Source organism: Streptomyces sp. L2 (genome assembly GCF_004124325.1).
In the GTDB taxonomy this organism is placed as follows: domain Bacteria; phylum Actinomycetota; class Actinomycetes; order Streptomycetales; family Streptomycetaceae; genus Streptomyces.
Genome location: NZ_QBDT01000001.1, coordinates 3120790 through 3135160, shown reverse-complemented (window position 1 = coordinate 3135160; position 14371 = coordinate 3120790). Strand labels below are relative to the sequence as shown.

Below are 14371 nucleotides of genomic sequence, written 5' to 3'. Positions count from 1 at the left end.
GAACGGCGCTCAGCCGACGACCGTCCACGTGTCGCCGCCGGCCAGCAGCGACGCCAGGTCGCCCTTGCCGTGCTGTTCGATGGCCGCGTCCAGCTGGTCGGACATCAGCGTGTCGTAGACGGGCCGTTCGACGTCGCGGAGGACGCCGATCGGCGTGTGGTGCAGGGTGTCCGGGTCGGCGAGCCGGGACAGGGCGAAGGCGGTGGTGGGCGACGCGGCGTGCGCGTCGTGCACCAGCAGGTCCGCCTCGTTCTGCGGGGTCACGTCGACGATCCGCAGGTCGCCGGTGGCCGGGTCCCGGACGACGCCCCGGGCGCCCTCGGCGCCGAACCGGATCGGCTGCCCGTGCTCCAGCCGGATCAGCGCCTCCTCGGCCTGCTGCTTGTCCTTGAGCGCGTCGAAGGCGCCGTCGTTGAAGATGTTGCAGTTCTGGTAGATCTCGATCAGCGCGGTACCGGGGTGGTCGGCCGCCGCGCGCAGCGTCTCGGTCAGGTGCTTGCGGTCGGAGTCGATCGTGCGGGCGACGAAGGACGCGTCCGCGCCGAGCGCCAGGGACACCGGGTTGAACGGGGCGTCCAGCGAGCCCATCGGCGTCGACTTGGTGATCTTGCCGAGTTCCGAGGTCGGGCTGTACTGGCCCTTGGTCAGCCCGTAGATCCGGTTGTTGAACAGCAGGATCTTCAGGTTGACGTTGCGCCGCAGCGCGTGGATCAGGTGGTTGCCGCCGATGGAGAGGGCGTCGCCGTCACCGGTGACCACCCACACGCTCAGGTCCCGCCGGCTGGTGGCCAGGCCCGTCGCGATGGCCGGGGCGCGGCCGTGGATGGAGTGCATCCCGTAGGTGTTCATGTAGTACGGGAAGCGGGAGGAGCAGCCGATGCCGGAGACGAAGACGATGTTCTCCTTCGCCAGGCCCAGCTGCGGCATGAAGCCCTGGACGGCGGCCAGGATCGCGTAGTCACCGCAGCCCGGGCACCAGCGGACCTCCTGGTCGGACTTGAAGTCCTTCATCGACTGCTTGGCCTCGGCCTTGGGGACCAGCTGCAGCAGCCCGTTCGTGGCGTCAGTCATCGATGGCCTCCTTCAGCGCCGAGGCGAGCTGTTCCGCCTTGAACGGCATGCCGTTGACCTGGTTGTACGAGCGGGCGTCGACCAGGTACTTCGCCCGGATCAGGGTGGCGAGCTGCCCGAGGTTCATCTCGGGGATCACGACCCTGTCGTACCGCCCGAGCACCTCGCCCAGGTTGCGCGGGAACGGGTTGAGATGGCGCAGGTGGGCCTGCGCGACCGAGTCGCCGGCCGCGCGCAGCCGCCGTACCGCCGCCGTGATCGGCCCGTAGGTGGAGCCCCAGCCCAGGACCAGGACGCGCGCGCCGTCCGGGTCGTCGACCTCGATGTCCGGGACGGTGATGCCGTCCACCTTGGCCTGGCGGGTGCGGACCATGAAGTCGTGGTTGGCCGGGTCGTAGGAGATGTTGCCCGTGCCGTCCTGCTTCTCGATGCCGCCGATGCGGTGCTCCAGGCCCGGCGTGCCCGGCACCGCCCAGGGCCGGGCGAGGGTCTGCGGGTCCCGTTTGTACGGCCAGAAGACCTCGGTGCCGTCGTCCAGCGTGTGGTTGGGGCCGGACGCGAACTGGACGCGCAGGTCGGGCAGTTCGTCCAGGTCGGGGATCCGCCACGGCTCGGAGCCGTTGGCCAGGTAGCCGTCGGAGAGCAGGAAGACCGGCGTCCGGTACGTCAGCGCGATCCGGGCGGCCTCCAGGGCCGCCTCGAAGCAGTCGGCCGGCGTCTTCGGCGCGACCACCGGGACCGGCGCCTCGCCGTTGCGGCCGTACATCGCCTGCAGCAGGTCGGCCTGCTCCGTCTTGGTCGGCAGACCGGTGGAGGGGCCGCCGCGCTGGATGTCGACGACCAGCAGCGGCAGCTCCAGGGAGACCGCCAGGCCGATCGTCTCGCTCTTGAGCGCGACACCGGGACCGGACGTCGTCGTCACCGCGAGCGAGCCGCCGAACGCCGCGCCCAGCGCCGCGCCGATGCCCGCGATCTCGTCCTCCGCCTGGAAGGTCCGCACACCGAAGTTCTTGTGCCGGCTCAGCTCGTGCAGGATGTCCGAGGCCGGGGTGATCGGGTACGACCCGAGGAACAGCGGCAGGTCGGCCTGCCGGGAGGCGGTGATCAGGCCGTAGGCCAGCGCCAGGTTTCCGGAGATGTTCCGGTAGGTGCCGACCGGGAAGGCCTGCGCGGCCGGGGCGACCTCGTAGGAGACCGCGAAGTCCTCCGTCGTCTCGCCGAAGTTCCAGCCCGCGCGGAACGCGGCGATGTTCGCCGCCATGATCTCGGGCTTCTTCGCGAACTTCGTCTTCAGAAACCTCTCGGTGCCCTCCGTCGGCCGGTGGTACATCCAGCTCAGCAGGCCCAGCGCGAACATGTTCTTGCTGCGCTCGGCCTCCTTGCGGGAGAGGTCGAACTCCTTCAGCGCCCCCACCGTGAGGGTCGTCAGCGGCACCGGGTGCAGGTGGTAGCCGTCGAGCGAGCCGTCGTCCAGCGGGGAGGCGTCGTAGCCGACCTTCTGCAGGGCCCGCTTGGTGAACTCGTCCGTGTTGACGATGATCTCGGCGCCGCGCGGCAGATCGCCGATGTTGGCCTTCAGGGCGGCCGGGTTCATCGCGACCAGCACGTTCGGCGCGTCGCCCGGGGTGAGGATGTCGTGGTCCGCGAAGTGGAGCTGGAAGCTGGAGACGCCGGGCAGGGTGCCGGCGGGGGCGCGGATCTCGGCGGGGAAGTTCGGCAGGGTGGAGAGGTCGTTGCCGAACGACGCGGTCTCCGAGGTGAACCGGTCACCGGTGAGCTGCATGCCGTCGCCCGAGTCCCCCGCGAACCGGATGATCACCCGGTCCAGGCGCCGTACGTCCTTCGCTCCACCCGGTGCGCGCTGCTCTCCGACGACTGCTTGGTCGGTCTGCTCCTCTGGGCTGCTGACCTGGCTGGTCACTGAACTGGACCTCCTTCGAGGCGGCTGTCCGGGCGTGGTCGTCCCACGGACCGTCCCAGGATCAACCCTACGTCGGTAAGGGTCGCCTTCCCGGGACCATCCGCATGATGGACGGCTGGGTGAGACGGTCTGTCGCCCTGCCTGCTCATGATTTCCCGACCCCCCGGAGCTTTGCTCGAAGACGCTCGCCGCGTGTTGTCCGGTTCTCGCCGTGCACCCGCTCCGCGGCCCGGAATCACGTTCTGAGGACTCCACGGAAGCGGGCGGACCTGACACCGTGCTGACACAATGTCAGCCGTTCAGGAGTTCAGATAGGTCAGCACGGCCAGAACCCGCCGGTGGTCGCCGTCGCTCGGGGCCAGCCCCAGCTTCAGGAAGATGTTGCTGACGTGCTTCTCCACCGCCCCGTCGCTGACCACCAGCTGCCGGGCGATCGCCGAGTTCGTCCGCCCCTCCGCCATCAGCCCCAGCACCTCGCGCTCCCGCGGGGTGAGCCCCGTCAGCACGTCCTGCTTACGGCTCCGCCCGAGCAGCTGCGCGACGACCTCCGGGTCCAGCGCCGTACCGCCCTCGGCCACCCGCACCACCGCGTCCACGAACTCGCGCACCTCGGCGACCCGGTCCTTCAGCAGATAGCCCACACCCCGGCTCGAACCGGCCAGCAGTTCCGTGGCGTAGCGCTCCTCCACGTACTGCGACAGCACCAGCACCCCCAGCCCGGGGTGGCTCTTGCGCAGCCGTACGGCGGCCCGCACACCCTCGTCGGTGTGGGTCGGCGGCATCCGCACGTCCGCCACCACCACGTCGGGCAGCGCGCCCTGCGCGTCCAGGTCGGCGATCGTCTTGACCAGCGCCTCCGCGTCCCCGACACCGGCCACCACGTCGTGCCCGCGGTCGGTCAGCAACCGGGTCAGGCCCTCCCTGAGCAGCACCGAATCCTCGGCGATGACCACCCGCACCCTGTCCTCCACGATCTTTCGGCCCCCCACAGCCTGCCCGGTCTTCCCGGTGCCCGAACGGCGTACGTCCGGTGTACGTCCGTCACGTGGTCCAGCATTCCAGCATTCGGGGTGCCGTCGCACGTGGGCGCGGGGGGTGTGAGGAACTCGGTGCGGGCGGGTCGGTGCGGGCGGGGGCCCGGTTTCCCGGGCGTCCTCGCGGGGTGTCGCGGGGTGTCGCGGGGTGTCGCGGGGTTTCCTGGGGTTTCCCGGGGTTTCGCGGGGGTTCAGCCGCGCCAGGGGAGTTCGGCGGTGACGCGGGTGGGGCCGCCGGCCGGGGAGTCCACCACGAGGATCCCGTCCACCGCGTTCAGGCGTCCGGCCAGTCCGGCGAGGCCCGAGCCCCCGGCGGGGTCCGCGCCGCCCACGCCGTCGTCGGTGACCTGGAGCATCAGCCGGTCCTCGAAGCGCCACACGTCCACCGAGGCGTTCCGGGCGCCGCTGTGCTTGCTGATGTTCTGCAGCAGCTCGGAGACGGTGAAGTAGGCGATCCCCTCGATGGCCGGCGCCGGCCGGGCCGGCAGATCGACCTCCACCCTGACCGGCACCGTGCAGCGGGACGCCACGGAGGACAGGGCCGCGTCCAGACCGCGGTCGGTCAGCACCGCCGGGTGGATGCCCCGGGCCAGGTCCCGCAGCTCCTGCAGCGCCGTCTTCACCTCACCGTGCGCCTCGTCGACCATGCGGGCCGCGGCCTTCGGGTCCTCCCGCAGCTTCTCCTTGGCCAGACCGAGGTCCATGGCCAGGCCCACCAGCCGGGCCTGCGCGCCGTCGTGCAGATCGCGCTCGATACGCCGCAGGTCGGCGGCGGCCGCGTCCACCACGACCCCCCGGTCCGACTCCAGCTCCACCACCCGCGCCGACAGCCGCGTCGGCCCGAGCAGACCGCGCACCAGCAGCCCGTCCACCGTCGTCAGCGCCCGCACGATCCACGGCGTGGCCAGCGTGAACAGCAGCCCGACCAGCGCGGTCAGGGTGATCTCGAACGGATTGTCGAGATAGACGCTGTGGTGCGCGTCGCCGTACAGCTGGATGCCGCCCTGGCCCACGTACGCCGGGAAGACCCAGAACCACAGCGGATACGTCAGCGTGGCCCAGCCGTACGTCCAGAACGCCACCGTCACCGTGAACGAGAACACCGCCCACGGGAAGTGCAGCAGCGCGTACAGCAGGTGCCGCCAGGAGGTGCCGCTCTTGAGGACCGCGCCCATCCAGGCGAGCGCCCCGGGCTTGCGCGCCCGCAGCGGCTCCGGGTCGGCCACCTCCAGGTCCAGCAGGGCGCGGGCGCGTGCCCGCTCCAGTACCCCGAAGCCCCGGCAGCCCGCGAGCGCGGCGGCCAGCACCGGGATGCCGAGGAAGGTCACCAGCAGGCCCGCGCCGAGCGAGACCATGGTCACCGACCACACGAACATCACGATCGCGATCGGGAAGCCCAGCAGCACATGGCCCAGCTCGCGCCAGGTGCGGCCCTCGAAGGGCGCGCGCAGGGGCGCGGGGATGCGGTGGCGGCGCCCGGTGCCGGCCTGCCCGCGCCGCTGCCCGTAGGGGCCGTACGGTCCGTGGTGCCCATACTCCGTGGTCATCGGTGGAGTCCCGTTTCTCCTCGTCCTGGCGGCGTTTTCCTGCCGTACTCCCACGCTCCCGCACCGCGGCCCCGCGAGCCATGGAGTCCGTCGGCGTCTTGAGCGGGGGGTTTTCCCCACCTTGGAGGGCGCCGGCCGGCCGGTGGGAGTGGGGGTCCGTGGTGGTGCGGTGCGGGGGCGCGCGGCGCGGATCGGTGCGGGGCGCGTGGCAGCACTGGGCGGGGGCGCGTGGTGGCCCGGTGTGGGTGCGTGGGGGGCGCGCCGCTACTCCCTGCGGTCCCGCCACGGCAGCTCCGCCGTCACGACCGTCGGGCCGCCGGGCGGGGAGTCGACGACGAACAGGCCGTCCACCGCGCCCAGCCGGTCCGCGAGGCCGCTCATGCCGGTGCCGCCGTCGAGCCGGGCGCCGCCCCGCCCGTCGTCCTGGACCTGGATGAGGAGGCGCTGCTCCGCCCGCCACACATCGACCGAGGCGTTCCGGGCGCCGCTGTGCTTGCTGATGTTCTGCAGCAGCTCGGAGACGGTGAAGTAGGCGATGCCCTCGATGGCCGGGGCCGGCCGGGTCGGCAGGTCGGCGGTCACCTTCACCGGGACCGTGCAGCGGGACGCCACGGAGGACAGGGCCGCGTCCAGGCCCCGGTCGGTGAGGACGGCCGGATGGATGCCCCGGGCCAGGTCCCGCAGCTCCTGGAGCGCCAGCTTCACCTCGCCGTGCGCCTCCTCCACCATCGCCGCGGCGGCGTCGGGGTCCTCCAGCAGCTTCTCCTTGGCCAGACCGAGCCCCATCGCGAGGTTGACGAGCCGGGCCTGGGCGCCGTCGTGCAGGTCACGTTCGATGCGGCGCAGATCGGCGGCGGCCGTGTCGACCACGACCCCCCGGTCCGACTCCAGCTCGGCGATACGGCGCTCCAGCTCGTCCGACGGCGACAGCAGGCCCCGCACCATCGCCCGGTCCACGTTGGTCAGCCCCCGCGCGATGAACGGCAGCACCGGCCACAGCACGAACAGCGAGGTCAGCGCGGTGACGAACGTGAGGATGCCCCAGGGCAGCCGGATGAAGTCGTACAGCAGCGTCCGCCAGCCCACCGGGTCCTTCAGCGCCATCCACAGCCGCTGCACCGGACCGCCGCGCCCCTTGGAGATGGGCAGTGGCGACGGCTCGTCGACCCGCACTCCGAGCAGCGCCCGGGCCCGCGTCCGCTCCAGCTTTCCCAGCTGCCGGGCGCCGAGGAGACAGGCCGCGAGCATCGGCAGTCCGATGACGGTGAGGGTGAGCGCGGCACTGGTGAACAGCACCGTGACCACGTAGACGAAGCCGAACACGGCCACCGGGAGGTTCAGCAGGAGATGCGCGATCTCCTTCCAGGTCTGCGCGGGGTAGGCGAACCGGGCCGGCGGCAGCCGGTCGGAGCCGCCGGCCCCGTGGTGGGCCTCGGCCCGGTCAAGGCCGCCGGGCCGGCCGTGGCCGTCGGCCCGGTCGGCGGCGGGAATGGGAGCGGTCATACCGGTCAGCCTGCCGTGCCGGGCACCCTTCGCGCCATGCGGTTCGCCGCCCGGGTGCGCCGGGGGAAAACCCCACCCCCTGGGGGCCCCGCGTCTCACGGCGTGACAGGCTGCTTACCCTCTCTTTATCGGGGCCTAGACTCCCCTGCGTACGGATCCTCGGATCATCCGGGATCACAGAGTTCACCAAGGTCACCAGGTCAGGGAGCGAGGGACGGACGGTGCGGGAGACGTTGGGGGGCCCGACGGTCGCCGCCGCGGACATCGCGGCCGGGTATTTCCGGTCCTACTCGGTGGTGGGACTGCTCGCCCTGGTCGGCGTGCTCTTCGTCGCGGTCGCGTTCGGCGCCGGCCGGCTGCTGCGGCCCGTCGTGCCCACCCCGGAGAAACTCCTCACCTACGAGTGCGGCGTCGACCCCGTGGGCGAGGGCTGGGCCCACACCCAGGTCCGCTACTACGTCTACGCCTTCCTGTACGTCATCTTCGCCGTCGACTCCGTCTTCCTGTTCCCCTGGGCGACGGTCTTCGCCGCCCCCGGCTACGGCGCGACGACCCTCGTGGAGATGTTCGTCTTCCTCGGCTTCCTCGCCGTGGGCCTCCTCTACGCGTACAAGAAGGGAGTCCTGGCATGGACGTGAACGCCTCCTCGACTCCGCCGCCCGCCGCCGAGCCCCCCGTTCTGCTGCCCGAACCCAAGCGGCTCGGGACGCTGGCCCGGCTGGCACCCGAGCCGATGAAGGTGGTCCTCAACTGGGGCCGCCGCTACTCCCTCTGGGTCTTCAACTTCGGCCTCGCCTGCTGCGCCATCGAGTTCATCGCCGCGTCGATGGCCCGCCACGACTTCATCCGCCTCGGCGTCATCCCGTTCGCTCCCGGACCCCGCCAGGCCGACCTGATGGTGGTGTCGGGCACGGTCACGGACAAGATGGCCCCGGCCGTGAAGCGCCTGTACGAGCAGATGCCCGAGCCGAAGTACGTCATCTCCTTCGGCGCCTGCTCCAACTGCGGCGGCCCGTACTGGGACTCGTACTCGGTGACCAAGGGCGTCGACCAGATCATCCCGGTCGACGTGTACGTCCCCGGCTGCCCGCCCCGGCCCGAGGCGCTGCTCCAGGGCATCCTCAAGCTCCAGGAGAAGATCGCCCGCGAGTCCCTGGGCGAGCGCTACGGCACCGGGCCCGCCCGCCCGTCCGCCGCAGCCCTGCAGAGCGGCCTGGTCCGGCCCCCGGCCCCCGTCGAGGGAGAGACGCCATGAGCACGGTCGGCTGGCTGCCCGCCCCCGCAGAGGAGCTCTTCGGCGCGGACGCCACGGCCGAGGAGTCGTACGAGGTCCTGACCGTCGACGTCCCCTCGTCCGCCTGGCTCACCGCCCTGGACACGGCCCGTACGACCCTGTCCTGCACCTACTTCGACTGGCTGAGCGCCGTCGACGAACCGGGCGTGGGCTTCCGTGTCTCCGCGCACGTCGCCGCCCTGCACCCCGTCCGCCGGCTGCTCGTACGGACGACCGTGCCGCACGAGGCGCCCACCCTGCCCTCCGCCGTCGGCGTCTACGCGGGCGCCGCCTGGCACGAGCGCGAGACCCACGAGATGTTCGGCATCACCTTCGACGGCCACCCGGCGCTGGACCACCTCCTGCTCCCGGACAACTTCGAGGGCCACCCCCTGCGCAAGGACTTCGTCCTCGCGGCCCGCGTCGCCAAGGCCTGGCCCGGCGCCAAGGAGCCGGGGGAGTCCGACCACGCGGGGCCCAAGCGCCGCCAGATGCTGCCCCCCGGCGTCCCCGACCCGAACGAGTGGGGCCCCCTGAAGGGCCAGCTCCCACCGGCCCCAGCCCGCCCCGCCCGCGGCGCGGCGGCCCGCACGGCGGGAGACCGCCCGTCCCGCGCGCCAGGCGAACGCCCGGCGCGCCGCACCCGCACGGCCGCGGAGGGCTCGACCGGCCAGGCCCGCCCCACGGAGCCGGATACGACGGGAACGGCCGGGACGGCCGGATCCACGGGCGCCGGTGGTCCTGCCGCCGCCGGAGCGGGGGCCGGTGCCGGCGCGAGGCCGCGCCGGACGCGGAGCGCGAGCGAGGGCTCGGTGAGCCAGGCCGCCGCGCCGGCCGAGGACGCGGCGGTGCGGAAGCAGACCGCGGCCGAGGGCGACGCCGCGCAGGCCGCGGCCCCGGAAGGCCCGGCCGCTGAGGCCTCGGTGGCCCATGAGCCCGCCACGGCACCGGTACGCCCACCGCGCCGCGCCCGCACGGCATCGGACGGCTCGGCCGCCCAGCGCCCCCAGCCGACGGAACCGACACGGGCCGAACGGGCCGAACGGGCCGAACCGGCCGCACCGACTGAACCGACTGAACCGGCCGCACCGGCGGCCCAGGACGACGCGGGCCGCCCCGCCCGCCGCCCTACCTCCACCCGCAGCTCGGACGCCCCTTGGCACCACGCCCGCCCGGCGTTCGACGAGCAGCCGGAGACCGAGCGGCAGCCGGAGCCTCAGCGGCAGCCGGAGGCGGACCCTGACCAGGCGCCGGGACCGCAGAAGTCTCCGGAACCGGAACCGGAGCAGTCCCCAGGGCCGCGCCCCGAGAAACCAGCCGGGGAATCCCCGAAGCCGTCTCGTGCCCAGTCCCCGGACCGTACCCCCGACGACCCCGCAGGAGGCCCGCAGTGAACGACGCTCTGGACGTCGTCCTGCGTCTCCTCGTCGTGTTCGTCGTCTTCCTCACCTTCCCCCTGATCGTCGGCCAGACCGAGCACAAGGTGATGGCCCACATGCAGGGCCGCCTCGGCCCGATGTACGCCGGTGGCTTCCACGGCTGGGCCCAGCTCGTCGCGGACGGCGTGAAGTTCGCGCAGAAGGAGGACGTGGTCCCGGCGGGCGCCGACCGCCGCGTCTTCCAGCTCGCCCCGGCCGTGGCCCTCCTGCCGTACCTCCTCGTCCTGCTCGCCATCCCGATCGGACCGGGCGAGGGAGCCGTCGGCCAGGTCGTGGACGCCGGCGTGTTCTTCGTGCTCGCGGTGATGGGCGTCGGCGTCCTCGGCTCGCTGATGGCCGGGTGGGCCAGCGCGAACAAGTTCTCCCTGCTCGGCGGTCTGCGCACGGCCGCCCAGCTGCTCGCCTACGAACTCCCGATGCTGCTTACCGCGGCCTCGGTCGCCATGGCCGCCGGCACCGTCTCCCTCCCGGGCATCCTGCACGCCTTCCACTGGTGGTGGCTGCCCTGGCAGATCGTCGGCGCGATCGTCTTCTTCGTGGCCGGCCTCGCCGAACTGCAGCGTCCTCCCTTCGACATGCCCGTCGCCGACTCGGAGATCATCTTCGGCGCGTACACCGAGTACACCGGTCTGCGTTTCGCTCTGTTCCTCCTCGCCGAGTACGCCGGCATCGTCGTCCTGTGCGGCTTGACCACCGTCCTCTTCCTCGGCGGCTGGCACGGCCCCTGGGGCGCGGACGGCCTTGGTTGGCTGTGGACTTTGCTGAAGACCGCGATCCTCGCCTTCGTCGTCATCTGGCTCCGCGTGACCTACCCCCGCCTGCGCGAGGACCAGCTGCAGAAGCTCTCCTGGACCCTCCTCGTCCCCCTCTCCCTCGCCCAGATCGCCCTCACCGGCATCGTGAAGGTGGTGATCTCCTGATGGCCGAGCGACTCCCGCCCACCCGGCCCCGCATCCCCGGCTCCGGCCTCGCCAAGGGCCTCGCCGTCACCCTGCGCACGATGACGAAGAAGACCGTCACCGAGCAGTACCCGGACGCCCTGCCCGACCTGCCGCCCCGCACCCGCGGCGTGATCGGCCTGTTCGAGGAGAACTGCACGGTCTGCATGCTGTGCGCCCGCGAGTGCCCGGACTGGTGCATCTACATCGACTCCCACAAGGAGACGATGCCGGCCGCGGTACCCGGCGGCCGTGAGCGCAGCCGCAACGTCCTCGACCGGTTCGCCATCGACTTCTCCCTGTGCATGTACTGCGGTATCTGCATCGAGGTGTGTCCTTTCGACGCCCTGTTCTGGTCCCCGGAGTTCGAGTACGCCGAGACCGACATCCGCGAACTCACTCATGAGCGGGACAAGCTTCGCGAGTGGATGTGGACCGTCCCGGCGCCGCCCGCGCTCGACGCCGGCGCGGAGGAGCCGAAGGAGATCGCCGCCGCCCGCAAGACCGCCGAGAAACTGGCCGCCACCCAGGCCGAACCACAGGAGGGGGACTCGTGAGCCTCGCCGCAGCCGCCGCTGCCACCGCGGCCCGTGCCACGACCACCGCGGCCCACGCCACGCCCACCGCCGCCGGAAGCGGCGGTCACGGCTTCCTGTCCCCGACCGGCGTCGAGATCGCGTTCCTCCTCGTCGGGCTGGTCACCTTCGGCGCCGCGCTGGTCACGGTCACCACCCGGCAGCTGGTGCACGCCGCCCTGTGGCTGATCGTCGCCCTAGGCGGCCTCGCCGTCGAATACCTCCTGCTCACCGCCGAGTTCATCGCCTGGGTGCAGGTCCTCATCTATGTCGGTGCCGTCGTCGTCCTCCTTCTCTTCGGTCTGATGCTCACCAGGGCCCCCATCGGACGCTCACCGGATGCCGACTCCGGCAACCGCTGGGCCGCCCTGACCGTCGCCGCGGCCGCCGCCGGCTGCCTGGTCTGGGTGGTCGCCGACGCCTTCCGCACCACCTGGATCGACCTGGACGGGCCGCCCGCCGGCACCACCCACGTCACCGGCGAGAGCCTGTTCCAGAACTGGGTCCTGCCCTTCGAGGCGCTGTCCGTCCTCCTCCTCGCGGCACTGGTCGGCGCGATCGTCCTGTCCCGTAAGGCGAAGGCGGAGCAACCGCCACGATCCGAGAACTCCCGGGCCGCCTCCGCGAGTTCCCCTTCGTCCCCGGATGCCCCTCGGATCACCCGGACGAGTGAGGCCGAGCAGGAAGGTGCCCGCTGATGCACCTCGCCTATCCCGCCGTGCTCTCCGCCCTCCTGTTCTGCACCGGCCTGTACGGCGTCCTCGCCCGCCGCAACGCGATCCTGGTCCTGATGTCGGTCGAGCTGATGCTCAACGCCGTCAACCTCAACCTGGTCGCCTTCGACGTCTGGCTCAGCCGGGCCGCCGAGGACAGCCTGCACTCCGGCCAGGCACTGACCCTGTTCACCATCGCCATCGCCGCCGCCGAGATCGGCATCGGCCTGGCGATCGTCCTCGCCGTCCACCGCAACCGCGGCACCTCCCACATCGACAAGCTCCGCGACACCGCCGAAGGTCCCACGCCCGGGGGCCCCGACGGCGACACCCCCGCGGCCGAGAAGGCTGAGGCCACCGCGTGACCACGACCACCCTCGCCGTGCTCGTCCCCCTCCTGCCGTTCCTCGGCGCGGTCGGCGGACTTCTGCTGGGCCGGACCGCGCCCGGGTTCGTCCGCCCCCTCGCCGTGCTGCCGCCCCTGGCCGCGCTGGCGCTGGCCGCCCTCGTCGCCGTACGCCAGGGCGGCGGCCGGGCCCTCGACGCGCACACCGAGCTGACGCCCACCGGTTCGGTGCCGGTCGAACTGGCCCTGCACATCGACGGCTTCGCCGCGCTCGTCGCCGTCCTCGTCGCGTTCGTCGCGAGCTGCGTGCAGATCTACTCCACCGGCTACCTGCGCGACGACCCGCGCTACCCCTCCTACGCCGCTCTCGTCTCCCTGTTCACCTCCGCGATGCTCCTCGTCGTCTACTCGGGCGACCTGATGCTGCTGCTGGTCGGCTGGGAGGTCATGGGCATCTGCTCCTACTTCCTGGTCGGCCACTACTGGGAGACCCCCGAGGCCCGCGCCGCCTCCCTGAAGGCCTTCCTCGTCACCAAGCTCGGCGACGTCCCGTTCCTGATCGGCCTGTTCGCGCTCGCCGCCGACGCCGGGTCGTTCCGCATCACCCGGGTGCTCGGCGCCGTCACGAGCGGCGGGCTGCACCACCCGACCGTGATCGCCCTGCTGCTGCTCGCAGGCGTCGCCGGCAAGTCGGCGCAGTTCCCGCTGCACACCTGGCTCCCCGACGCGATGGCCGGCCCCACCCCGGTGTCGGCGCTGATCCACGCCGCGACGATGGTGGCCGCCGGCGTCTACTTCATCGCCCGACTCCTCCCCGTCTTCGAGGCCTCCGCGGCCGCGATGCTGGTCCTCGCCGTCATGGCCGCCGTCACCATGACCGGGTCGGCGATCGCCGCGCTCGCCCAGGACGACATCAAACGCGTCCTCGCCTACTCGACGATCGGTCAGCTCGGCTACATGACCGGCGCCCTCGCCGTCGGCGACCGCGCCGCCGCCGTCTTCCACCTCCTCTCGCACGGCGCCTTCAAGGCGCTGCTGTTCCTCGCGGCCGGCGTGGTCATCCACGCCGCCGGCACCAACTCGCTGGCCGCCATGTCCCGGATGCGCGGTTTCGCCGACCGGGTCCCGGACGCCTACTGGACGATGACCGTGGCGCTGCTCGCGCTCGCCGCGATCCCGCCGTTCAGCGGCTTCTTCTCCAAGGAGTCCGTCCTCGGGGCCGCCGAACAGGCCGCCCACGGCCACACCGACCACGCGCCCGGCGCCGCCGGCTGGATCGTCCTCGTCGCCGGGCTGGTCACCGCCCTGCTGACCGCCGCCTACGCGACCCGGCTGTGGCTGCTGGCCTTCCGCGGCCGGGGTGCCGACGCCCCCGACCACGGACGCCAGCCCCTGACCATGACCGTCGTCCTGTGGGTGCTCGCCGTGCCCTCCCTCGCCTTCGGCGGCCTCGCCTACCGCTCGCTGCCCGGCTGGTTCGACGGCCGCGACCTGACCCCGGCCCTGACCACCTCCATCCTGGGAACCGGCCTCGCCGTCGTCGGCGGACTCGTCACCTACGGCGCCTGGCAGCGCACCACCGCGCTCGCCGCCCGCGTCCCCCTCGGTGCCGTCGCCGCCCACCCGGAGGGCGACGCCGGACTGGTCGAGGCGGAGGCCATCGCCAGCCACGAGCCCGCGTACGGCGACATCGCCTACGCGCCCGACCCGGCGGACCCCGGACGGCTGCTGCTCGGGCCGCTGCACCGGCACGCGGCCGCCGGCTTCCACCTGGACGCCGTGTACACGGCGCTGTTCGTCCGCCCGGTCCGGGCCGGCGCCGACCTCGTCCGCTTCCTGGACCGCGAGGTCGTCGAGACCTACGTCCGCGGTGCCGCCGCCCTGCCCCGGCTGCTCGGGGCCGGCGTCCGGCGCGCCCAGACCGGCAATGTGCAGACCTATGTGAGCGCGCTGCTCGCCGGCACCGTCGTCCTGACGGTCGCCGTCCTCCTCGTCGCCACGGGAGCGTGAG

13 protein-coding genes are annotated in these 14371 nt (G+C 72.4%); 8 read left to right on the top strand and 5 right to left on the bottom strand.

What is annotated here, in order from left to right; translation table 11 throughout:
• Positions 1-9 precede the first annotated feature (9 nt).
• The 5 genes from DBP14_RS13395 to DBP14_RS13375 all read right to left on the bottom strand — a co-directional run bounded on the left by DBP14_RS13395 (position 10) and on the right by DBP14_RS13375 (position 7076).
• On the bottom strand, positions 10-1071 hold the full coding sequence (locus DBP14_RS13395; protein WP_129307450.1) for a 2-oxoacid:ferredoxin oxidoreductase subunit beta: 1062 nt from the start codon (positions 1069-1071) through the stop codon (positions 10-12).
• The gene (locus DBP14_RS13390) at positions 1064-2992 is read right to left on the bottom strand and encodes a 2-oxoacid:acceptor oxidoreductase subunit alpha (RefSeq protein ID WP_129307449.1); all 1929 of its coding nucleotides are present in this window, start codon (positions 2990-2992) and stop codon (positions 1064-1066) included. The genes DBP14_RS13395 and DBP14_RS13390 overlap by 8 nt, the downstream gene beginning before the upstream one ends.
• Positions 2993-3291: 299 nt before the next feature.
• Entirely contained in the window at positions 3292-3951 is a 660-nt protein-coding gene (locus DBP14_RS13385) for a response regulator transcription factor (protein WP_277752754.1), read from the bottom strand.
• A gap of 266 nt (positions 3952-4217) precedes the next feature.
• Entirely contained in the window at positions 4218-5573 is a 1356-nt protein-coding gene (locus tag DBP14_RS13380; protein WP_129307447.1) for a sensor histidine kinase, read from the bottom strand.
• Between the two features lie 264 nt (positions 5574-5837).
• Positions 5838-7076, bottom strand: coding sequence for a sensor histidine kinase (locus DBP14_RS13375; protein ID WP_129307446.1), 1239 nt, complete (start codon positions 7074-7076; stop codon positions 5838-5840).
• A 221-nt stretch (positions 7077-7297) separates the two neighbouring features.
• Between DBP14_RS13375 and DBP14_RS13370 the strand changes: the two genes are divergently transcribed.
• From DBP14_RS13370 to DBP14_RS13335, 8 genes are read left to right on the top strand one after another with little or no spacing between them, the layout of a single operon-like run.
• Complete coding sequence (locus DBP14_RS13370) at positions 7298-7714, top strand: NADH-quinone oxidoreductase subunit A (RefSeq protein ID WP_129307445.1); 417 nt, start codon at positions 7298-7300, stop codon at positions 7712-7714.
• The gene (locus tag DBP14_RS13365; protein WP_129307444.1) at positions 7705-8331 is read left to right on the top strand and encodes an NADH-quinone oxidoreductase subunit B; all 627 of its coding nucleotides are present in this window, start codon (positions 7705-7707) and stop codon (positions 8329-8331) included. Before DBP14_RS13370 ends, DBP14_RS13365 begins: the two co-directional genes overlap by 10 nt.
• Positions 8328-9743 (top strand): NADH-quinone oxidoreductase subunit C, encoded by a 1416-nt coding sequence (locus DBP14_RS13360; RefSeq protein WP_129307443.1) that lies wholly within the window; start codon positions 8328-8330, stop codon positions 9741-9743. Before DBP14_RS13365 ends, DBP14_RS13360 begins: the two co-directional genes overlap by 4 nt.
• Positions 9740-10708 (top strand): complex I subunit 1 family protein, encoded by a 969-nt coding sequence (locus DBP14_RS13355; RefSeq protein WP_129307442.1) that lies wholly within the window; start codon positions 9740-9742, stop codon positions 10706-10708. The genes DBP14_RS13360 and DBP14_RS13355 overlap by 4 nt, the downstream gene beginning before the upstream one ends.
• Positions 10708-11283: an NADH-quinone oxidoreductase subunit I gene (locus DBP14_RS13350; RefSeq protein WP_129307441.1), complete on the top strand. Its 576-nt coding sequence runs from the start codon at positions 10708-10710 to the stop codon at positions 11281-11283. Before DBP14_RS13355 ends, DBP14_RS13350 begins: the two co-directional genes overlap by 1 nt.
• The gene (locus tag DBP14_RS13345; protein ID WP_129307440.1) at positions 11280-11999 is read left to right on the top strand and encodes an NADH-quinone oxidoreductase subunit J; all 720 of its coding nucleotides are present in this window, start codon (positions 11280-11282) and stop codon (positions 11997-11999) included. Before DBP14_RS13350 ends, DBP14_RS13345 begins: the two co-directional genes overlap by 4 nt.
• Positions 11999-12379, top strand: a complete 381-nt coding sequence (gene nuoK, locus DBP14_RS13340) for an NADH-quinone oxidoreductase subunit NuoK (RefSeq protein WP_129307439.1) — start codon at positions 11999-12001, stop codon at positions 12377-12379. Before DBP14_RS13345 ends, nuoK begins: the two co-directional genes overlap by 1 nt.
• The gene (locus DBP14_RS13335) at positions 12376-14370 is read left to right on the top strand and encodes an NADH-quinone oxidoreductase subunit L (protein WP_129307438.1); all 1995 of its coding nucleotides are present in this window, start codon (positions 12376-12378) and stop codon (positions 14368-14370) included. Before nuoK ends, DBP14_RS13335 begins: the two co-directional genes overlap by 4 nt.
• Position 14371: the final 1 nt, after the last annotated feature.